Consider the following 21,952-nt stretch of genomic DNA (forward strand, 5'->3'; position numbering starts at 1 on the left):
TATAAATTGGCATACAGGGAGAAAAAATTGTTCTTTATCCTATCTTTAAAGGATTTTTTTGAAAAATTCATAAAAATATTTTTTATACGCTTGATTTTATTTTTATACATATTTATAATGAGAAATAATTTAGAAGATATCGAACTTAACAAGAGAAGGTGATTTGGTGAAAGTCGGAATTGTCGGGGCTACCGGTTATGGTGGAGTCGAACTATATCGTATCTTGTCTAATCATCCATATGTTGAGGAGTGTATATTATATTCATCCTCTGAAATGGATGTTCCATATATTCATTCGTTTCCGCATTTAACGGATTTAAGCAGCCATATACTAAATAATATTGACGTGGATGAAATAAAAAACAACGTAAAGGTTTTATTTCTTGCGACCCCGCCAGGTGTATCCAGAACCTTATCACCGCAATTTATTGGATCAGATGTAAAGATCATCGATTTGTCTGGGGACTTAAGGTTAAAAAATAAGAGCGAATATGAAAAGTGGTATAAACGTGAATGTGTAGCTGAAGATGTTCTAGAGAAAGCTGTATACGGTCTTTCCGAATTAAATAAAGCGGACATAACAAAGGCTGATTTACTCGCAAATCCAGGATGTTTTCCAACTGCAACGATATTAGGTCTAGCACCAGTTGTCCGGGAAAAACGAATTCATGAGCAGTCCATTATAGTTGATGCAAAAACAGGCGTTTCAGGTGCAGGACGTAATGCATCACAAGCAACTCATTTTTCTGAAGTAAACGAAAATGTAAAGATCTATAAAGTTCATGAGCATCAGCATGTACCGGAAATTGAACAAGCGCTTCACGCATTAAATGACGCGGTTTCTTATATTTCCTTTAGCACACACTTAATTCCGATGACACGAGGAATTATGTCAACGATTTATGCTAGTTTAACAGATACGTATACAACGGAAAAATTACTAGATTTATATAAAGAATTTTATGCGGACTCTCCATTTGTCCGCATTCGGAAGCAAAACGAGTTTCCATCAACAAAAGAAGTTTACGGTTCAAACTTTTGCGATATAGGTATAAAAATAGATGAGCGTACAAATCGTGTGACGATTGTATCGGTCATTGATAATTTAATGAAGGGTGCGGCAGGTCAGGCGGTACAAAACTTCAATCTTATGAACGGATTTGACGAAACAACCGGATTATTCCATGCACCAATTTATCCATAATGACAACCAGGGAGGAAAAAGCAGTGTTACAAACAGAGGAAACCCCTTGCTATACAAAAATTGAAGATGGATCTGTCGTTACACCGAAAGGATTTTCAGCCGATGGTGTTCACGCGGGATTAAGATATTCGAAAAATGATATAGGCGTTATTTATAGTGAAGTTCCTGCTAATTGTGCGGCAGTTTATACTCAAAGTCACTTTCAGGCAGCACCATTAAAGGTAACACAAGAAAGTATTGCAAAGGAAGGTCTCCTGCAAGCCATTATCGTGAACAGTGCGAATGCCAATGCATGTACAGGTGAACAAGGTCTTCAAGATGCATACGAGATGAGAGACCGAACAGCGAAGTTGTTTCAGATTGAAAATCACTATGTAGCTGTTGCTTCAACGGGTGTTATCGGCGAATTTTTAAAAATGGATAAAATTCGCCAAGGGATCGACCAATTAAAGCCAGAGGCGACAAAGGAAGCGGCTGTTGAATTCCAACAAGCAATTCTTACAACAGATTTAGTCATGAAAACATCATGCTATGAAGTGATGATTGACGGGAAAAAGGTGACGATCGGCGGAGCTGCAAAGGGTTCGGGCATGATTCACCCAAACATGGCGACAATGCTTGCCTTTGTGACAACTGATGCGAATATCGATTCAGCATCTTTGCAAGGTGCCTTAAAAGAAATTACTGATAAAACATATAACCAAATTACAGTGGACGGCGATACTTCAACAAATGATATGGTGCTTGTACTCGCAAATGGTCAAGCAGGAAATGAGCAATTAAATGAAAACCATCCGCAGTGGAATGATTTTAAAGCTGCCTTTCAAATGGTTAGTGAAGAGCTTGCCAAACAGATTGCCAAAGATGGCGAAGGGGCAACAAAGCTGATTGAGGTTGAAGTGACAGGAGCGAAAACGAAGCAGGAAGCAAATCTTGTTGCGAAGAAAATCGTTGGCTCAAGCCTGGTAAAAACAGCTGTGTATGGTGCTGATGCAAACTGGGGAAGAATTATTTGCGCAGTCGGCTATAGTGAAGCAGCAGTCGAGCCGGAAAACATCGATATTTATCTAGGGGATCTTTGCTTATTTACAAATAATAGCCCACAACTCTTTTCAGAGGAAGAAGCAAGTGAATACTTAAAAAAGGATCAAGTGAAAATTTCAGTTAACCTAGGCGTTGGAGAGGAAGCGGGCAAAGCTTGGGGCTGTGATTTAACCTATGATTACGTGAAAATAAACGCAAGTTACAGAACATAAGGAGATCAAAATGTCAAAAACAGTCGTATTAAAATGTGGCGGAAGCACAGTAAACCAATTGTCAGAATCATTTTTTCAAAGTTTACATGCATTAGTTGAGAACAACTGGAAGGTCATGATTGTCCATGGCGGCGGACCAGATATCACAAATATGCTGAAAGCTTTAAATATTGAGACAGAGTTCGTAGGCGGGCAACGTAAAACAACAGAAGCTGTTTTGGCAGTTGCTGAAATGGTTTTAGCAGGCAAGATTAATAAACAGCTGACAAACCTGTTACAACAAAAAGAACTTAAAGCAATTGGAATATCAGGTAGTGATGGGAGGACTTTACAAGCTGATTATTTAAATAAAGAAACATTAGGCTTAGTTGGTAAAGTGACAACTGTCGATACCTCCATTGTTTCATTGCTAATGGAAAATGGGTATATACCTGTGATGGCGCCACTTGCACGGACTGTGACAAATGAGACTCTAAATGTCAATGCAGACTTAGCTGCAGCAGCAATTGCCTATGCTTTAGGAGCTGAAAAGTTTTTATTCGTAACAGATGTACCGGGAATTTTGGACGGAGAGAAGCAGTTGATTGATAAAATTACGCCATCTGAAATCGAGACACTGATTAACAACGAAGTCATTACTGGCGGCATGATTCCAAAGGTGCAATCTGCTGCTGCAACCTTATCAGATGTATGTAAAGAGGTCATGATTGTCAGTGGACAGCAAGCATTTATCGAGGATGACCAATTTAAGGGAACTAAAATTGTAAGCGAGAAGGAGGTTTTGTCATGAGTTATTTATTTCCGACCTATGCAAGATGGAATGTTACCGTAAAAGAAGCAAAAGGCACATGGATTACTGATGAAAATGGCACTAAATATTTAGATTTTGTCTCAGGGATTGCTGTATGTAATTTAGGTCATGCAAATGAGGAAATTATCCAGGCTGTTCATGATCAGCTCGCAAAATACTGGCATACGTCCAATATGTTTCATCAGCCGATTCAAGAGGATGTTGCGAAGGTTCTCGTTGAGAATAGTGATGGAGATGCTGTTTTCTTTTGTAATAGTGGTGCAGAAGCAAACGAAGCTGCGATAAAACTTGCCAGAAAGCATACAGGCAAATCGAAAATCGTGACGTTCCTTCAATCCTTCCATGGCCGAACATTTGCAACGATGTCTGCAACAGGTCAGGAAAAAATTCAGCAAGGCTTTGGACCGCTTCTTCAAACATTTACCTATCTTCCTTACAATGATGCAGCTGCACTAGAGGAGTTAGAGGATGATGTGGCAGCCATTATGCTTGAGGTTGTTCAGGGAGAAGGCGGAGTTATTCCAGCACAACAGGAATTTATTGAAAAAGTTGCGGAAACATGCAAGCGTATTGGTGCTTTACTCATCATCGATGAAATCCAAACAGGAATTGGCCGAACAGGCAAGGCTTTTGGCTACCAACATTACGGGATTTCCCCTGATATCATAACATCTGCTAAGGGGTTGGGAAATGGATTGCCTGTCGGAGCCATGATTGGTAAAGCATCGCTTATCGAAGCCTTTCAAGCAGGGAGCCATGGTTCCACTTTTGGCGGTAATCCAATTGCAATGGCAGCAGCAAAGGCAACTCTAGCAAAAATTTTCAATGATGATTTTCTAAAAGAAGTGAATGAAAAAAGCGACTATCTAGTGAATAAGCTGAATAGAATAATAGGAAATCATCCACTTGTAAAAGAAATACGTGGAAAAGGGCTATTAATTGGGATAGAATGTAAGAAACAGGCTGGAGCTATGATTGATCAGTTAAGAGAACATCATTTGCTCGTCATTGCTGCAGGTCCAAATGTCATCCGTCTGATCCCGCCTTTAACCGTTTCATATGAAGAAATTGATAAGGCAATTGAAATCATTGATAAAGCTTTTTCTCAGCAAACAGCTATCGCTCATTAATTTGAGCATTTTTTTTACAGGTGATTGAATAAAAATACTCAGTGTTTAATAAATATCCAAATAGGTTTACAACTATGAGGAGCATACGTTTAGAAGGATCAATTAAGACAAACGAGAGGTGCAAACAGATGAAAGGATATCTCCATTTAGAGGATGGTTCAGTATATACCGGTGAGCTGGAACATGGTTCTTCACAGGATATAAACGGAGAAATTGTATTTTTTACAGGGATGACAGGGTATCAGGAAGTGTTAACAGACCCTTCTTATAAAAATCAAATTGTGGTCTTTACGTATCCGCTAATTGGAAACTACGGGATAAACATCAGTGATGATGAAAGTAAACAACCGCAGGTAAAAGCAGTGGTCATGTATGAATGTACAGACAATTATTCTCACTTTGAAGCAAAGTATAGCTTCAAGGAATATTTGCAAAAGTGGAATATTCCAATCATTCATCACATTGATACACGGGCGATTGTGAAAAAGATCCGCAACCACGGTTCAATGGCTGCAACAATTTCTCAGGTGCAAAACAAAGAAAGCAAGCCTTGTGAAATCTACGAAGATGGTGTGTTTGAAGTAGCGTCAACACAAATGCAAACCTATGGAAATGGTGAAAAGCATATTGCATTAATTGATTTTGGCTATAAAAAATCGATCCTTACTTCATTGCTTAATAGAGGCTGTAAGGTAACAACCGTTCCATTTAAAATGATGGATCAAGTCACAAAATTAAAGCCAGATGGTGTCCTATTATCAAATGGACCAGGGGACCCGGAGCAGCTTTTAAGCTATTTTTCACAAATTAAAGAAGTTGTTTCTGCATACCCAACTCTCGGAATTTGTTTAGGTCATCAATTGATCGCTCTTTCCTTTGGGGCAAAAACAAAAAAACTATTGTTCGGTCATAGAGGGGCAAACCAGCCGGTTTATGATACGAAAACGAAAAAAGTTTTTATCACCTCACAAAATCACAGCTATGTTGTGGTCGGTGAGAGTTTAAAAGACACAAATTTAACAAAGCGTTTTTATCATATTAATGATGATTCAATCGAAGGATTATCGCATTCTACATTACCAATTTTAACAGCACAATTTCATCCGGAAGCACATCCAGGACCTTCGGATAGTGAATGGATTTTTGATGAATTTTTAGATTTAGTCGCTGCAGCAAAAGGAGAAATACTTTATGTCTAAAAACAAATCAATTAAAAAAATCGTTGTCATCGGTTCTGGGCCAATTGTTATTGGCCAGGCGGCAGAATTTGATTATGCCGGAACACAGGGCTGCTTAGCCTTAAAAGAAGAAGGCTATACAGTTGTATTAGTTAACAACAATCCTGCAACCATTATGACAGATGAAGAATTTTCAGATGTTCTTTACTTTGAACCTTTAACGGTTGAAAGTGTTACAAAGATTATTGAAAAAGAAAGACCTGATGGCTTACTTGCATCATTAGGCGGCCAAACAGGACTTAATTTAGCGATGGAGCTTCATGAAGCAGGAGTGTTGGAAAAATACGGAGTCAAATTGCTCGGTACCTCGATTGAATCGATTCGCAAAGGGGAAGACCGAAACGAGTTCCGCCAGTTAATGTATGATTTAAATGAACCAATACCAGAAAGCTCAATTGTGACTACATTAGAGGAAGCTTTGGAATTTTCCAATAAAATTGGATTTCCGATCATCATTCGCCCAGCCTACACATTAGGCGGTAAAGGCGGCGGGATCGCTAATAATCCCGAGGAATTCAAAAAATTAGTAAAAAGCGGCTTGCAGGCAAGTCCGATTACCCAATGTTTAATCGAGAAAAGTATTGCAGGCTTTAAAGAAGTTGAATATGAGATGATCCGTGATTATAAGGGAACATGTATTTCTGTATGTAACATGGAAAACATTGATCCAGTTGGTGTGCATACAGGGGATTCGATTGTTGTTGCACCATCTCAAACCTTGACTGATCAAGATTATCATATGCTCAGAACGGCTGCAGTAAAAATCGTTTCAGCTCTTGGTGTGGTCGGTGGATGTAACATTCAATTAGCTTTGGACACTAAAAGCAAGCAATACTATGTTATTGAAGTTAATCCACGGGTCAGCAGGTCTTCTGCTCTAGCATCAAAAGCTACAGGCTATCCGATTGCGAAAATTGCTGCAAAGCTGGCAGTTGGCTATACATTGGATGAATTGAAAAATCCATTAACAATGAGTACGTATGCGAGCTTTGAGCCGGCACTTGACTATGTTGTCGTAAAATTCCCAAGATGGCCGTTCGATAAATTCAATAAAGCTGACCGCAAGCTTGGTACGAAAATGAAAGCAACCGGTGAAGTAATGGCGATTGAGCGCAATTTAGAGGCTGCGCTGCAAAAGGCTTGTGATTCACTTGAGCTAGATAATATCGGGACACATTTACCAGAGTTCAAGGACTTATCAATCGATGAACTTACAGCGGTAATGAATAAAACAGATGACCGCAGATTCTTTGCTGTGATGGAATTGATTAGAAAAGGAATGGCGATTGAAGAAATACATGCAATGACAGAAATGGATCTATATTTCTTGTCTTGCTTTAAAAAGATTGTCGACCTTGAGCAGCAATTGAAACAGCAAACGATTGCTACGTTAGATGCTGACTTATTAACTAAAGTAAAAGAAAAAGGCTTTTCTGATCGAACAATCGCATCTTTGATTCAAGCACCTGAAGCAGAGGTAAGAGCGCTTCGACTAGAGAGTGGAGTAACCGCTGCTTATAAATATGTAGATACATGTGCTGCTGAATTTGAAGCTCGTACAAACTATTTTTATTCCACTTACTTTGGGGAAAATGAACAGCCCGCTCTTTCTGATAAGAAACGAATTTTAATTATCGGATCTGGCCCAATTCGAATCGGTCAAGGAATCGAATTCGATTATAGTGCTGTCCACGGGATCAAAGCTTTAAGGCAGTTGGGCTATGAAGCCATTATGATCAACAATAACCCTGAAACCGTTAGTACCGATTTTGAAACAGCAGACCGCTTATATTTTGAACCGATCACCCTTGAGCATGTTTTAAATATTGTTGAATCTGAACAAATCGATTCAGTCATTGTTCAATACGGTGGTCAAACAGCGATCAATCTTGCAGAGCAACTAGAAGCAGCAGGTGTGAAATTACTCGGAACAGATACTGAAACACTTGACTGGCTTGAAGACCGTGATAAGTTCTATCAATTATTAGATGAGCTATCCATACCACATGCGGCAGGATTAACGGCAAACAATGCCGAGGAAGCAATCCAAGGTTCAAGTGAAATCGGCTATCCGATTTTGTTAAGACCATCTTATGTAATCGGTGGTAAAGGAATGGTCGTTGTTCATAATGAAGAAATATTAACAAAATTGCTTGCTGAAAGTACAACGATGATCTATCCTGTTTTAATCGATCAGTTTGTTCAAGGGGTTGAAGGTGAAATTGACCTTATTTCAGATGGGAAAGAAGCGTTTATCCCAACCTATATTGAACATGTTGAGCCTGCAGGTGTTCACTCAGGTGATAGCTTAGCGATTCTTCCTTCACAGAGCTTCACAGAACAACATAAGCAGGTCATTGCTGGGTATGCAAAGGCACTTGTGAAAAAATTGAATTACCGTGGGATCATGAATATTCAATTTTTGGTGAAGGATGAGCAAATTTATGTGCTTGAGGTAAATCCTCGTGCAAGCCGAACAGCACCAATTATCAGTAAGGTGACAAGTATCCCGATTATTAAGCATGCTACGTATTTATTATGTGGAAAAACATTAAGTGAGCTTGCGATTAAGCCTTCAGAAATAAACGATTGGGTTGCTGTTAAATATCCAGTATTCTCAAGCCACGCCCTTCATGATGTCGATCTGACACTTGGACCGGAAATGAAGGCAACGGGAGAAGGCATGTGTGTCGGTCAAAATGTAGAAAAAGTCTATCGAAAGATTTTTTATAAAGATTTGCAACAAGTAACAAGTGTTTATTTTGATACAATAAATGAGGAAGCAATTGAAGCGACTAAGAAAGCTGGTCTTCAGGCGGTTACAAGTGATTATGCTGCATGGGTTGAAGGGGAGAAAGGAATTTTTGTTTCATTAGATGATAGTGAAGCGGCAAAATTAGACCGACAAGCTGCATTAGAAAAAGGAATGATCCTATTTACAAACCTTGCAACGTATTATGCAAGCATACAAGCACTTTCTGCAGACGATGATCATGTATTATCGATTCAGGAGCTAACCAAAAAGGAAGTGGTTAAACAATGAGCAATGTAAATCTAAAGGAAAAAACAGCAGTAGGCAAAAGAGACTTTTTGACACTGCTTGATTATAGCAAAGAAGAGATTCTTCATCTTATTGACGAGGCATTTAAATTAGAAGAAAATCCCCTGCAGCCGATTTTAGCGGGCAAGACACTTGCCATGATTTTTGAAAAATCATCAACGCGGACACGTGTATCGTTTGAGACAGGCATGCTTCAATTAGGAGGCCATGCCCTGTTTTTAAGCAGCCAGGACCTTCAATTAGGCAGAGGGGAGCCTGTATCTGATACAGCAAAGGTTTTATCAGGGTATGTTGATGCGATTATGATTCGTACGTTTGGTCATGATAAAATTGAAGAGCTTGCAAAGCATGCGAGCATTCCGGTTATTAACGGATTAACAGATTTATTCCACCCATGTCAAGCACTTGCTGATTTAAAAACAATCTATCGCTTAAAAGGTCAATTTGCTGGTGTGAAAACAGCGTATTTAGGTGACGGAAACAATGTGGCACACTCATTAATGATTGCCGCAGCAAAGGTTGGCATGGACTTTTCATTAGGATGTCCTAAAGGCTATGAACCAAATCAAGAGATTGTTGAAAAAGCACAAAAAATTGCTGAGGAAACTGGAGCGAAAATTGTGATTACAAATGATCCAGTCGAAGCGGTTCAAGATGCGGACATCGTATACACAGATGTATGGGCAAGCATGGGTCAGGAAAGTGAACAACAAGAGCGTTTAATCGCATTTAAAGACTTCCAGGTAAATGATGAACTTGTAAAGCATGCAAAAGAAGATTACCATTTTCTTCACTGCCTGCCAGTACATCGCGAAGAGGAAGTTACAGCATCCATCATTGATGGTGAGCATTCAGCCGTATTTGAACAAGCAGAAAACCGTCTGCATGTTCAAAAGGCGTTGTTGAAGGAATTGCTTGCTTAATAATAAGAAGAGAAAAGAAGGCGTGTAATCATAATTACGCCTTCTTTTTTTGTTATAACAGAAAAACCAATTTTCTACAGAACAGGAAATAAGTAGTTCCCTAATGGGTGCTCATGAAATATATGAGTCAGGAGATACTATACACAAACAAGAGAGGAGGGGGATAGAATGGGCCAACAGCATCGTTTTCGCTCAGGTCAGAAGGCACCTAATAATGGGACTTATGTAGAAATAGGTGAAACAGGGGACAATGTGAAAAATCCTGCTCAAATCAAATTAAAAGCGGGAGATCGTTTCCCTGAAACGGCAAACCATAACCGCCAATGGACATATAAAAGAAAACCTTAATACGAAAAGCGGAAGTTCATTAGTCGCTAGGCGCTGGCAGTCAAAAACGTGACGTCCTGTCACATTGACTGCACTTGCACGTCCTGTGCTTCGGAGCTAACACCAAAACTAAGTATAAAAACCATACTATTTACTTACTTTATTTTTCATTAATTGAAAAAACCCTACAACGATGTAGGGTTTTTTGATTGTGAAGTCGAACAATCATTTAATGATGATCATTTGCTGCTGGCTCGTTAGGGATGACTTCCGCAATAATAAAGATGACAACGATTGCAATAACAGAAAGAATGGTTGAAGTCATGAAATCATAATGACCGCCTGTCATTGAATTAACAACATATGATGCCATATGTATTAATAAAAACCCCCAGAAAAATGTCCAAAAGAAACGCACTGCTATTCACCTCTATTTCCAGACGAATTCTGATTCTATCTTATCACAGATTTAATCAATAGTAAAAGCACCTTTTAAAACGTTCATAAACTATTCAATGTGATATTCGTCTATATTTTTGATAATAGTGATAACGTCCCATTCTTTTTAAATCGGTATACATACATTATATAGAATGTAAAGGAATATGATGTTTTCACAACCTCTTTTCCGCATTCAAAATTTGCAAATGAGAAAGGTGGTGGGCAAGTGATGACAATTACGGAGCGCTTTTTTCAAATTGAAACAGAATGGAATGTTGTTCATTTACCAACAAGACCGAATGGGTTTGGAATTTTAATAATTGGTGACCGTTCAGACTTTGTAGATGAAAACTCAAGCTTTTGGCATCAACATTACGGAAGAAACCAGCTAATTAAAGAGCTAATGAACGAAGGGTACACATTATTTCATTCAAATTTATATGGTAGTAATTGGGGTAGCCCTCGTGCTGTGACAATGGCAAAGCAGCTTTACCATTTAATCATGAAAAAGGAAATATTAAATCAGCGTATTCATGTACTAACAGAAGGTATGGGTGGATTAACAGCATTGCAATTAATGGAAACTATGCCTGATAAGATCCGCTCTGTCGCGATGATGAATCCTTGCCTTGACCTCCAAGCCCATCTCGAAAAGGAAAAAGAGCATAAGTTTTTTTATAAGCGTTTAATGAGGGAAATTTCTGTCGCTTATGAAATAGACGAAAAAAAGATTAAATCAGTACATCTGCCATCGATGTATGATAGTACGTCTAATCAACCAGTTCGGATTTGGCAAAGAATGAATCTCGCGACTTATTCACCAAAAGATCATTGCAAAAAATATGAAGAAATACGAAAAAAAAGTGGCAGCCCAATTCGACTTATTTATCATTTAGGAGAAAATCCTTACCGAATCAACCAATCCATCATAAAATTTTATAAAGAGAATGAGAGGGTTTTGTAATAAAGTGCGACTTACAGTTTTACTGCTCGTTTAAACACGCCAACTGGAGAATAGCTCCTTCAAAGTTGGCGTGTTCTTTTTTCTACACCAGAAAGCATAAAAATTTTAGGTTTTCTCCATTAGGATTTGGTACAAGTCGAGTTTTTCTAAACGGACTAATTTTATCAGGCAATGCATACGATACAATATCTTTCTATTTAGGAGGAACGGAATGTTAAACCACGTTATTGTTTTTGGAACACACTCATATGTTGGCTTTGCCATTTGTGAACGGTTGATTAATGAAGGAATAGAGGTAAAAGGGATTTATTCATCCCCAACCAATCCTATAAATAAACATCTATTAAATGAGCGGTTTATGATGATCGGAAGAAACGCTTTATTTCGAAAGGTGGAAGGATATGAAGCATCTGAGGAAGAAAATTCGGCTGACATGATCATCCATTGCTGTGATGACGGAATTGAAGCACCATTGATCGCTAAAGATCGTAAGCAACTAGCCATTTCGGTGAATTTAGCAAAAAAATTAAAGATTCCATATGTTTTTATTACCTCTGATAATAATGGTCAGGATGGATTACGAAAAGAGCATATGGAGTTTTGTGAGCAATATGTTTCAAGTCATTTAGAGAGCTGCACGACGTTTCGTCTTCCTGTTTTATTTGGACCATATCAACCAATAACAGAAGAAATTCATCAATTTTTAATGAAAGACCAACGTGAAGCTGTATTGCATATTAATGAACCGATTCTTTTCATTGAAGATGCCGTTAATACAATATGGGAGTTATTAGAAGTCAGTGTTCAAGGAAAAGATTATGTTTTACAAAGTGAAATGAAACAAGAGAAGGTATCGCTAGCTTCTATGGAAATCCAACTTAATGCCAGCAAGCGACATAATAAAGGTTCTGAAACCTATCTGATTAAAGAAATAACAAGCTTAGAGGAGGGCTTAAAAGCACAGTTGGAATTTATTAAAAAATACCGTAATATTCTTAGTCCTTAGTCAAATAATACTTGTGTAATCTAACGACGAGATAGTAATGAAAGAGGGGGGCATGCCCAAAAAGCTTGGACTTATCTTTCTTTTACTATTTTCGCTTTTTGTTGTGGACAACCCACATTATTAAGGAATCTAGGCATGCTCGTTCCTGAAAGGATTGATGATTAAGTCTAGGGAACAAAAGGGTATAAAGGTCTTCTAAAAAATACAAACTGAAACGAGATACTTTCTAAATCAATTGCAATCAGTCTATACAATTTCAATTAGTCATTATAAGATAGAAATGATAAAAAAATAGCTGGAGTGAGAATAATGGAACAACATCCTAAAGCGATGGAATTTATGCAAATCGCAATGAAATACTTACCTGAAGCGAAGCAAAAGCTTGAAGGATCGGGCATTGAATTGTCAATGGAAACAATTCAACCGATGATGGAATTATTTACGAAAGTAATGGGAGAAGCATACGAATTAGGAAAGAAAGACGCACAATAAATAATGGGGGCTGCTTAAAAAGGATCTGTTCCTTTGTTTTAAAACAGCCCCTTCCCAACATTCCTGAGCAGAAGGCAAAGAACACCTTCAAATCTGGAATGTTTTTTAATTTTCTGAGTCTAGAAGGCGCTATTATTTTTTTATTTTGGTTTTAATAAAGTTAATGACTGGAGTAATCTCCTCAAGCATTGGTTTTAGATTATTAATTGATGTCATAATATCATCTAATTGTTCAAATAGAGTAAAATAGTTGACCTCATCTGTTTGATTCAAGTTCTTGTGGGAAGATTGTTGTGAAGGGTTTCGTCTCTGTCTGCCATTTATAGCTCTTGACCCGAATAAAAAGGCATTAAAACGGTCGGCTTCTGACATTTCTTCAACTTTTTCAGTTTTTTCAACCTCTTCAAATTCAATTTCTGCCTCATGGGCATTCTTTTCCTCAAATTGATCACCTTGATCCATCGATATCACCCCCATTAAGATGAAATATCTTTCATTTACTATTAAATTATGACTAAGTACTGTACTTGTTCTAGTCGGTTGTCCTAAAACATTATGATTGAAAAAGAAAGGCCAATAAGATAAAATTAGTACCAAGTCATAATAATTGATGATAAAGTCTTGAAAATTAAAAGAAACTATACCTAACTTTATAAAAAGGGGTTGCATATATGAACGCTGGATTTATAGGCATCGGACGTTACACACCAGAAAAGGTTCTAACAAATGCCGATTTAGAAAAAATGGTGGATACTTCTGATGAATGGATTCGAACAAGAACAGGAATTGAAGAACGCAGGATTGCTGATGATTCTATGAATACATCGGATATGGGATTATTGGCTGCTGAAAAGGCTCTCGAAAATGCTGGGATTGCCGCTGAGGACTTAGATTTAATCCTTGTTGCAACGGTAACCCCTGATCAACCTTTTCCAACTGTTGCATGTATGCTTCAAGAAAGATTAGGGGCTAAAAAAGCGGCTGCAATGGATATTAGTGCTGCCTGTGCCGGTTTTATGTATGGTGTCATTACAGCCAAGCAGTTTATCGAAACAGGTGCTTATAAGCATGTATTAGTAGTAGGTGTTGAAAAGCTTTCAAAAATCACGGATTGGGAAGACCGTAATACTGCTGTGTTATTTGGCGATGGGGCTGGTGCTGCCGTTATTGGGCCGGTTAGTGAAGGCAAGGGCATTTTATCCTTTGAGCTTGGTGCAGATGGGACAGGAGCTAAGCATCTATACCAAGATGAATACATTATTATGAATGGCAGAGAAGTATTTAAATTTGCTGTTAGACAAATGGGTGAATCAAGTGTAAATGTTCTTGAAAAAGCCGGTCTAAGTAAAGAAGATGTTGATTTCCTCATTCCACATCAAGCAAATATTCGCATCATGGAAGCGGCAAGAGAACGTCTTGAGCTTCCAGTTGAAAAAATGTCAAAAACGGTGCATAAATATGGAAACACATCTGCAGCTTCGATTCCTATTTCGTTAGTGGAGGAAGTAGAAGCAGGCAAAATCAAGGATGGCGATGTTATCGTTATGGTTGGTTTCGGCGGCGGTTTAACCTGGGGGGCCATTGCCCTGCGTTGGGGGCGTTAAGAAATAACTTTTTAAGAAGATTCTTTTATGTTTATACTAAAGAGCAATTACAATACGTCAATCATAAATAAAAACTGATTACGATTAGGCTTTTAGCAACAGTGGTAAAGTCTAAAACGATCAAAAAAGGTGAGGTGCAATCATCATGGAAAAGAAACGAGTTGTCGTAACGGGTTTAGGAGCGGTTACTCCAATTGGAAATGATGTACAAACTACTTGGGAAAATGCGATAAAGGGTGTTTCAGGAATTGGACCAATTACTCGTGTAAACCCAGATGATTATCCAGCTAAAGTAGCTGCAGAGTTAAAAGATTTTGATGTCGAACAGTTTATGGATAAAAAAGATGCAAGAAAAATGGACCGTTTTACACAATATGCGGTTGCTGCTTCGTTGATGGCTGTGAAAGATGCGGATTTAGAAATTACGGATGAAAATGCTCCGCGTGTTGGAGTATGGATTGGTTCAGGTATCGGCGGAATGGAAACATTCGAACAGCAATACAGAACGCTACTCGAAAAAGGTCCGCGTCGTGTCAGCCCATTTTTCGTTCCAATGCTTATCCCTGACATGGCTACAGGTCAAGTTTCAATTGCTTTAGGGGCAAGAGGGTTTAACTCATGTACAGTGACAGCTTGTGCAACAGGGACAAACTCAATCGGTGATGCGTTTCGAGTCATTGAGCGAGGAGAAGCTGATGTTATGGTAACAGGCGGTGCAGAGGCTCCTCTGACAGAGATGTCTTTTGCAGGCTTTACAGCAAATAAGGCTTTATCAACAAATCCTGATCCAAATACAGCAAGCAGACCATTTGATAAGGATCGGGACGGTTTTGTCATGGGTGAAGGTGCAGGTATCATCGTACTTGAAGAATTAGAACATGCACTAGCTCGCGGTGCAAAAATTTATGCTGAAATCGTTGGCTACGGTGCAACAGGTGATGCCTATCATATTACTGCACCGGCTCCTAATGGCGAGGGCGGGGCAAGAGCAATGAAACAAGCGGTTGAAGGCAGCGGACTTGCGATCACAGATATTGACTACATCAATGCCCATGGTACAAGTACTCCTTACAATGATAAATTCGAAACATTGGCGATTAAAGAGGTTTTTGGAGATCATGCTTATAAGCTAGCAATTAGCTCAACAAAATCAATGACAGGTCATTTATTAGGCGCTGCAGGTGGAGTAGAAGCTATACTAAGTATTTTAGCTATTAAAGAAGGCATTATTCCTCCAACGATTAACTATCAAACACCTGATCCGGAATGTGACCTTGACTATGTTCCGAACGAAGCTAGAAAGCTAGAGGTCAAAGCTGCCCTTAGTAACTCTTTAGGCTTTGGCGGACATAACGCTACGATTATCTTTAAAAAATATGAAAACTAAATGAAGCAATGATAGAGACTGTCTCAGGTGGGGTTTACCTATTTAAGACAGTTTCTTTTTTACATTTTCTAAAAGAACACCTCTTCAAAGCTTTTCATAAGCTAGGTAAGGAAGGGGTGTTAAAAATGAGCGTTATTGACACAAAAAAATGGTTAAAGGAAACACCTGATCAGCTTGACATCTGCAGAAAATTAAAGGCTTATTTCCCGCATTTAAAAACAGGTGAGATCACTAAGCATTTGAATTCGTTTGGCATGTATAAAAGAATCGGCAAACTAGATGAATGGCTTGAAAAAATGGAAAAGGAAAGCATCTATGAATTTGTGAAAGAAGAAGAGCAAAAGCTAAAAGAGGAATGGAATGGTCCAAACATACCGATTTTTATCTTTCCAAGTGACATGAATAATCGAAAAATCGAAACAGAATATAAAGGAAGAGCAGGTTTGGCTTTTCACGATAAATTGTTTTTGTTTTTATCACTAAATATAGTAAAAAGTAATATTAAGTCTGTTTTGATTCATGAATATCATCATGTTTGCCGCATAAGCTCTGTAAGCAAGAAAGAACAAGATTTTACCATCATCGATACCGTTATTTTGGAGGGCTTGGCGGAAAATGCTGTTCGAGAAAAAATGGGTGATCATCATGTTGCTGCATGGACTACCTTTTATACTGATGCCCAATGTGAACGTTTTTTTGAAAGAATTATTTATCCGCAAAGGGATGTATCGATTGAAAGTCGTAACTATTCCCAATTAATGTATGGCACAGGACTGTATCCAAACATGCTGGGTTATGCAGTTGGCTATTACATTGTGAAAAACTATATGAACCAAACCGGAAAAAAAACGATCGATCTGCTAGGTACACCAGCTGAAGAAATAATAAAGAGAAACTAACCATTTTTATTCATATCCTTCCACCTTCAAACATAGTGATGACTAAAGACAAGTTTTTGGGAAATAAATCTATGTATATTCTGTATAGATTGGAATAAATTCTCTTTTTATTGCCAATACTGTTTGACAAATGGTACTGAAGTGAGGGATTTTAAATGTTATTTCTTCATGATGTTTGGGTAAATTGGTTTGAAGGTGAAGAGAACGGGTACAATGTCTGTCATTTCCATGAATGGAGAAAGGATGATAGTGTTGAACTCCTTGATCAGGTCCCCCTTTTAAAGGTTAATTCCTTACTTTTTGACTACATAGAAAATAACTTATCGGAGTTACCGCCTGGTCTATTAAAAGATATTTTTCAAAAGGCTTATATTCGTAAAAACCATGAAAGAATTCAATTAGACTACTGTTTTGTTGTTACAGATGGTATTGGAATTTTAGCTGTTGATACGATCGGCTACACGATGCCAATTCGTAAAAGCCGGATCATTCCGCGGCAAGAGCAGCTTGTCTTTGAAATGGTAAAGGATGTTGAGCCAGAAGAGTATTCGACTGAATTCATTCAAAATGGATCAGAGGAAAAAGAATATCATATTTTATCATTAGCACCAGAGCATGTACGTGGGTTGACAAGAAAAGAGCGTCAATTAAAACAGCTATTATTTATGGCACTTGACCAATTACAAGCAACGAAAAATGCTGCTGAGGTTAAGTACTGGTACACAGAATGGAATCCAACCATGTATCACGACATTCAACAAAGAGAATTTCATGAAGTGTGGCAAAGGCTTTATGAGGAAACATTGCACGGATGGTCACCTAAACATGCTCAACTATGTGAGAACTTAATTAAAGGACAACCATTCTTTGAAAAGCTCTGGGATATGGAGCAAGAGTCAAAGGTAAACTAGCTTGGACAAGCATAGGAAAAATCAAAAAACGATGTGATCTAAATGTTCGATAAGCATTTAGAGCGCATCGTTTTTGAATTTTAATTTATACCTAGTTTAGGTGTCTAGCTCCAGGCGCCATCGGCGAAGCACAGGACGTGCAAGTGCAGTTAAGAGATAAGGCCGCCGTAGTTTTTAACTGCCTCTTGGGTCTAGTCAAATAGGAATTGAAGATAAAGAACACCTTCTATTCCTATTCGCCTTATGCTTGTCGCCAAATGCTAAGCGCCTTGCGCTTTTCTTATTTACGGCCAAGCCCCATTGCTTTCTCCATCTTTCTAAGAGTTTTACTTGCAACAGCGTTGGCCTTTTCTGCACCTTTGTCTAAAATTTCATCTAATTCTTTTGATTCCATCAAATGCTTATATTTCTTCTGAATAGGTGCTAATGTATTAATGACAACCTCTGCTACATCACGTTTGAAATCTCCATAGCCCTTTCCTTCATATCTTGCTTCAATTTGGTCGATCGGTTCATTAGTTAAAATCGAGTAAATGGATAAGAGATTTGAAACCCCTGGCTTGTTTTCTTTGTCATATTTAACAATACCATCTGAGTCTGTTACAGCACTTTTGATCTTTTTCTCGATTTGCTTTGGTTCATCTAATAATGTAATAAATGCTTTTTGGTTAGGATCTGATTTGCTCATTTTCTTAGTTGGATCTGCAAGTGACATGATGCGGGCTCCAACCTTTGGAATACGTACTTCAGGGATCGTAAGGATGTCATTATACTTTTTGTTAAAACGTTCAGCCAAATCACGTGTTAATTCTAAATGCTGCTTTTGATCCTCTCCAACTGGCACCAAATCAGTATTATAAAGAAGAATATCAGCAGCCATTAAAGGCGGATAGGTGAGCAGACCTGCTGAAACAGCTTCTTTTCCATGAGATTTATCTTTAAATTGTGTCATGCGCTCAAGCTCACCGATATAGGAGACGCATTGCAGCATCCATCCTGCTTGGGCATGTGCCGGAACCTCTGATTGAATAAACAGAGTAGCTTTTTCTGGATCAATTCCAACAGCAAGATAAAGTGATGCGAGACTTCTTATGTTTCTTCTTAGTGCCGCAGGATCTTGTGCAACAGTGATGGCATGCTGGTCAACAATACAGAAGTAACAATTATATTCATCCTGTAAATCGACAAACTGCTTTAATGCGCCAATATAATTACCTAGTGTTACAGATCCGCTTGGTTGAATACCTGAGAAAATGGTTTTCATCATTTTTCCTCCTTGTTTTAATTGTTATGACTTATCATTGGACTTAGTTTTAGTGTCCAGCTCCAGCGCCTAGCCTCTCTAGGGTCTAGCCACTCATGAATTGAAGGTAAAGAACACCTTCTATTCATGAGCGCCTAGCCTCTCTAGGGTCTAGCCACTCATGAATTGAAGGTAAAGAACACCTTCTATTCATGAGCGTCTTATTGCCCGAGGCTGAGCAAGGCGCTTCCGCTTTAAAATAAAAAAAGCCCACTCGTACCCATTTGATAGGGACGATGGACCGCGGTGCCACCCTACTTATTTCTTTAGTAGAAATCACTTAGATCTTTAACGCAAGATTACGTCTGTACGTACTAAAGTTTCTGCACAGAAGCTCAAAAGTCCATTCCATACACTTCATTACCTGTTCCCAGCAGCCACAGGCTCTCTTTAAATGATTGTTGTATGTACTAATCTTTGTCATAGCCAACTATTTTTTTACTTATTATAAGGAACGAAGCCATTTTTTGCAAATGATTTCAAGAAAAATGGGCTAACGATTGTAGTAAATAAAGAGAGCTATGAGCATGACAGCTAACATGAGGAGGCCGTTTCTTAGAAATGGTGAATAATGAAAGGTAATCATTTCAGAAACCGGCGTCATTTCTTGAATCTCATCTTTTGATAATTCCTTGCCTTTTGAAACAAACGTCCTCCGGAATCCATAGGTAATCCCGTCGAAGAATCCGCCTTTAACCGTCATCGTCAGGAGGGCAAGGAATAAAAATGAACCTGCAATAAAAAAGGAAATATTAATGAAATACAACAAGGTTAATTTATGGTAAATGAGAAATGATAGTAAAATTGTTGCACATAAAGACAAAATAAAAAGCGTAAACGTTTTTGGGAGCAAATTTAACCATCCTCTTCCAATTATTCAATAAGAACTATTATATCAAAAGAAAGGAGTGGTTAAAAAGAGGTATAAAGTTATTCTGGTAATACACTTTGAGTGGAAATTCACAAAAATCTCTATTAATTATGTCAAATGTTAATAGTTTATTAAGTAGAATAGTGTTAGATTCTGTAACCCTTTACAAGTCAACGCGTTAAAGCGTTTTGTTGTGAAAATGGGAAAGGGTTACAAAAGTAATATAGTAAATTTGAACTATTTTTTTGTCTCGAATTCTTAATATTATTGCATTTGTGTAAATTTTATTAAAAAAATAAATGCATAATTGTTTGAATACTTGTATAATATTCGTTGTAAGTACAACTAGTACATAAATAAAAGGGAGGTCTATTAGTGAAAAAGTCGAAATATTTTCTACTTTTAGCTTTATCACTCGTTCTTAGCATGTTCCTAGCGGCATGTTATGGCGGAGGAGATGCTGGTCAAGAGACAGATACTGGCGGAGATGAAGGCAAAAAAGAGGCAGTACAAGAAATAACAGCTTTAGAATCACAAGCTATTCCTTCAATGGATAGCGTAATGGCTCAGGATACTGTTAGTTTCACTACTTTAAATAATGTAATGGAAGGTTTATACCGTCTTGATCCAAAACAAGAAGTTGTTCCAGGTTTGGCTGAAGGTGAACCTGAAGTAAGTGAAGACGGAACAGTTTACACATTTAAATTAAGAGATGCGAAATGGTCAAATGGTGACCCTGTAACTGCACAAGATTTTGTTTATGCATGGCAGCGTGCCATCGATCCTAAAAATGCATCTCCTTATGGTCCATATATGATGGATGGAAAGATTAAAGGGGCTGCTGAAATTTCTGCAGCAGGTGCAGCGAAAAAAGAATACGATCTTAATACTTTAGGTGTTAAAGCAATCGATGATAAAACACTTGAAGTTACATTAGAAAGACCAATTCCATATTTTACATCGTTAATGGCATTCCCAACGTTCTATCCGCAAAACCAAAAGTTTGTTGAAGAACAAGGTGAAAACTACGGGAAAACAGCTGAAAACTTAGTATATAATGGTCCATTCGTATTATCTGATTGGGGCGGAAGCACAGCTTCAGAATGGACATATTCCAAAAATGAAGATTACTGGGATGCTGAAACAGTTAAGCTAGAAAAAGTGCAATGGAACGTACTAAAAGATTCGCAATCTTCTGCAAATGCATTTGAAACTGGTGAAGCTGACGTTACTGGCAAACTTTCATCAGATATCGTACCTCAATATGAAGGTGACGATCGTTTAGTTACATGGTTAGAGCCTACAATTTTCTGGTTGAAATTTAACCAAAAAGAAAATGAAGCACTAAAAAATCCTGATATTCGTAAGGCGATTGCACAAGCAATTAACAAAGAGGATTATGTAAAAAGCGTATTAAACAATGGTTCAATTGTTGCAAACTATGCAGTACCGCAAGAATTCGCGAAGAATCCTGAAACTGGAAAGGATTTCCGTGAGATTAATGGTAATGAATTGCTTCCATATGATTTAGAAGCAGCAAAAGCTTCTTGGGAAAAAGGATTAGCTGCTTTAGGTACTGATACAGTTGAAGTTAGATACTTAGGCGATGACACTGAAAATGCTAAGAAAACAGCTGAATACATTAAAAACCAATTAGAAACAAATCTTCCTGGTTTAAAACTTAAAGTCGAAAGCGTTCCATTCAGCGTACGTTTAGATCGTGAAAATTCTCAAGATTATGATATTCAATTAGCTGGTTGGGGACCTGATTATCTAGATCCTATGACGTTCTCAGATTTATGGTTAACAGGCGGAGGAAACAATAAGATGGATTACTCCAACGCACAATATGATAAGTTAATAAAAGATGCGCAAACAACTTTAGCTCAAACTCCAGTTGAGTACTACGAAGCTCTTGCTCAAGCAGAAAAAATCTTGCTTGAAGAAGATGCTGCGATTGCACCTCTTTATCAACGTTCATCTAACGTATTAGTAAATGAGAAAGTTGAAAACTTTACTTATCATTTAGTAGGACCTGAATATAGCTTTAAATGGACTTCAGTTAAATAAAAAGCAACAAGGTATGACAATGTCTTAATAAGTAAGAAAGAGAGTATATTTTTG

The 21,952-nt window shown here is 38.0% G+C and carries 20 protein-coding genes and 1 other annotated feature; of the genes, 16 read left to right on the forward strand and 4 right to left on the reverse strand.

Annotation, left to right across the window (positions count from 1 at the left end; translation table 11 throughout):
- Positions 1 to 166: 166 nt before the first annotated feature.
- From argC to ACSVDH_RS05920, 8 genes are all read left to right on the forward strand, one after another.
- A complete protein-coding gene (gene argC, locus ACSVDH_RS05885) occupies positions 167 to 1,204 on the forward strand; it encodes an N-acetyl-gamma-glutamyl-phosphate reductase (RefSeq protein ID WP_439248829.1) in 1,038 nt (345 codons plus the stop codon).
- Positions 1,205 to 1,227: 23 nt separating this feature from the next.
- Complete coding sequence (gene argJ, locus ACSVDH_RS05890) at positions 1,228 to 2,460, forward strand: bifunctional ornithine acetyltransferase/N-acetylglutamate synthase (protein ID WP_439248830.1); 1,233 nt, start codon at positions 1,228 to 1,230, stop codon at positions 2,458 to 2,460.
- Between the two features lie 10 nt (positions 2,461 to 2,470).
- Positions 2,471 to 3,250, forward strand: a complete 780-nt coding sequence (argB, locus tag ACSVDH_RS05895) for an acetylglutamate kinase (protein WP_439248831.1) — start codon at positions 2,471 to 2,473, stop codon at positions 3,248 to 3,250.
- A complete protein-coding gene (gene argD / locus ACSVDH_RS05900; RefSeq protein ID WP_439248832.1) occupies positions 3,247 to 4,401 on the forward strand; it encodes an acetylornithine transaminase in 1,155 nt (384 codons plus the stop codon). Before argB ends, argD begins: the two co-directional genes overlap by 4 nt.
- 128 nt (positions 4,402 to 4,529) lie before the next feature.
- The gene (locus ACSVDH_RS05905; protein WP_439248833.1) at positions 4,530 to 5,600 is read left to right on the forward strand and encodes a carbamoyl phosphate synthase small subunit; all 1,071 of its coding nucleotides are present in this window, start codon (positions 4,530 to 4,532) and stop codon (positions 5,598 to 5,600) included.
- Complete coding sequence (gene carB, locus ACSVDH_RS05910; protein ID WP_439248834.1) at positions 5,593 to 8,682, forward strand: carbamoyl-phosphate synthase (glutamine-hydrolyzing) large subunit; 3,090 nt, start codon at positions 5,593 to 5,595, stop codon at positions 8,680 to 8,682. Before ACSVDH_RS05905 ends, carB begins: the two co-directional genes overlap by 8 nt.
- Positions 8,679 to 9,623, forward strand: a complete 945-nt coding sequence (argF, locus tag ACSVDH_RS05915) for an ornithine carbamoyltransferase (RefSeq protein ID WP_439248835.1) — start codon at positions 8,679 to 8,681, stop codon at positions 9,621 to 9,623. The genes carB and argF overlap by 4 nt, the downstream gene beginning before the upstream one ends.
- Positions 9,624 to 9,791: 168 nt before the next feature.
- On the forward strand, positions 9,792 to 9,971 hold the full coding sequence (locus ACSVDH_RS05920; protein ID WP_439248836.1) for a YjzC family protein: 180 nt from the start codon (positions 9,792 to 9,794) through the stop codon (positions 9,969 to 9,971).
- Positions 9,972 to 10,179: 208 nt separating this feature from the next.
- Here the strand turns inward: ACSVDH_RS05920 and ACSVDH_RS05925 are convergent, their stop codons facing one another.
- Complete coding sequence (locus tag ACSVDH_RS05925) at positions 10,180 to 10,368, reverse strand: YjzD family protein (protein ID WP_299092650.1); 189 nt, start codon at positions 10,366 to 10,368, stop codon at positions 10,180 to 10,182.
- 252 nt (positions 10,369 to 10,620) lie between these two features.
- Here ACSVDH_RS05925 and ACSVDH_RS05930 point away from each other — a divergent pair, with 252 nt between their 5' ends.
- From ACSVDH_RS05930 to ACSVDH_RS05940, 3 genes are all read left to right on the forward strand, one after another.
- Positions 10,621 to 11,355 (forward strand): alpha/beta fold hydrolase, encoded by a 735-nt coding sequence (locus ACSVDH_RS05930; protein WP_439249144.1) that lies wholly within the window; start codon positions 10,621 to 10,623, stop codon positions 11,353 to 11,355.
- 211 nt (positions 11,356 to 11,566) lie between these two features.
- Positions 11,567 to 12,361: a hypothetical protein gene (locus ACSVDH_RS05935; RefSeq protein WP_439248837.1), complete on the forward strand. Its 795-nt coding sequence runs from the start codon at positions 11,567 to 11,569 to the stop codon at positions 12,359 to 12,361.
- Between the two features lie 309 nt (positions 12,362 to 12,670).
- On the forward strand, positions 12,671 to 12,853 hold the full coding sequence (locus ACSVDH_RS05940; protein ID WP_299092648.1) for a ComZ family protein: 183 nt from the start codon (positions 12,671 to 12,673) through the stop codon (positions 12,851 to 12,853).
- Between the two features lie 132 nt (positions 12,854 to 12,985).
- Here ACSVDH_RS05940 and ACSVDH_RS05945 read toward each other — a convergent pair whose 3' ends face one another.
- The gene (locus ACSVDH_RS05945; protein WP_439248838.1) at positions 12,986 to 13,315 is read right to left on the reverse strand and encodes a hypothetical protein; all 330 of its coding nucleotides are present in this window, start codon (positions 13,313 to 13,315) and stop codon (positions 12,986 to 12,988) included.
- Between the two features lie 209 nt (positions 13,316 to 13,524).
- Here ACSVDH_RS05945 and ACSVDH_RS05950 point away from each other — a divergent pair, with 209 nt between their 5' ends.
- The 4 genes from ACSVDH_RS05950 (at position 13,525) to ACSVDH_RS05965 (ending at position 17,654) form a co-directional block, all read left to right on the forward strand.
- Positions 13,525 to 14,457, forward strand: coding sequence for a beta-ketoacyl-ACP synthase III (locus tag ACSVDH_RS05950; protein WP_439248839.1), 933 nt, complete (start codon positions 13,525 to 13,527; stop codon positions 14,455 to 14,457).
- Positions 14,458 to 14,602: 145 nt separating this feature from the next.
- Positions 14,603 to 15,844, forward strand: coding sequence for a beta-ketoacyl-ACP synthase II (gene fabF / locus ACSVDH_RS05955; protein WP_439248840.1), 1,242 nt, complete (start codon positions 14,603 to 14,605; stop codon positions 15,842 to 15,844).
- A 125-nt stretch (positions 15,845 to 15,969) separates the two neighbouring features.
- The gene (locus tag ACSVDH_RS05960; protein ID WP_439248841.1) at positions 15,970 to 16,743 is read left to right on the forward strand and encodes a DUF2268 domain-containing putative Zn-dependent protease; all 774 of its coding nucleotides are present in this window, start codon (positions 15,970 to 15,972) and stop codon (positions 16,741 to 16,743) included.
- Positions 16,744 to 16,898: 155 nt separating this feature from the next.
- Positions 16,899 to 17,654, forward strand: coding sequence for a YjbA family protein (locus tag ACSVDH_RS05965; protein WP_439248842.1), 756 nt, complete (start codon positions 16,899 to 16,901; stop codon positions 17,652 to 17,654).
- 280 nt (positions 17,655 to 17,934) lie between these two features.
- Here the strand turns inward: ACSVDH_RS05965 and trpS are convergent, their stop codons facing one another.
- A complete protein-coding gene (gene trpS, locus ACSVDH_RS05970; protein ID WP_439248843.1) occupies positions 17,935 to 18,918 on the reverse strand; it encodes a tryptophan--tRNA ligase in 984 nt (327 codons plus the stop codon).
- Between the two features lie 265 nt (positions 18,919 to 19,183).
- Positions 19,184 to 19,390: a binding site (T-box leader), on the reverse strand.
- 60 nt (positions 19,391 to 19,450) lie between these two features.
- A complete protein-coding gene (locus tag ACSVDH_RS05975; protein ID WP_439248844.1) occupies positions 19,451 to 19,810 on the reverse strand; it encodes a DUF3899 domain-containing protein in 360 nt (119 codons plus the stop codon).
- Between the two features lie 393 nt (positions 19,811 to 20,203).
- Between ACSVDH_RS05975 and ACSVDH_RS05980 the strand changes: the two genes are divergently transcribed.
- The gene (locus ACSVDH_RS05980; protein WP_439248845.1) at positions 20,204 to 21,898 is read left to right on the forward strand and encodes a peptide ABC transporter substrate-binding protein; all 1,695 of its coding nucleotides are present in this window, start codon (positions 20,204 to 20,206) and stop codon (positions 21,896 to 21,898) included.
- The last annotated feature ends 54 nt before the right edge of the window (positions 21,899 to 21,952 follow it).

The organism is Metabacillus sp. Hm71 (assembly GCF_051842955.2).
Lineage (GTDB): Bacteria > Bacillota > Bacilli > Bacillales > Bacillaceae > Metabacillus.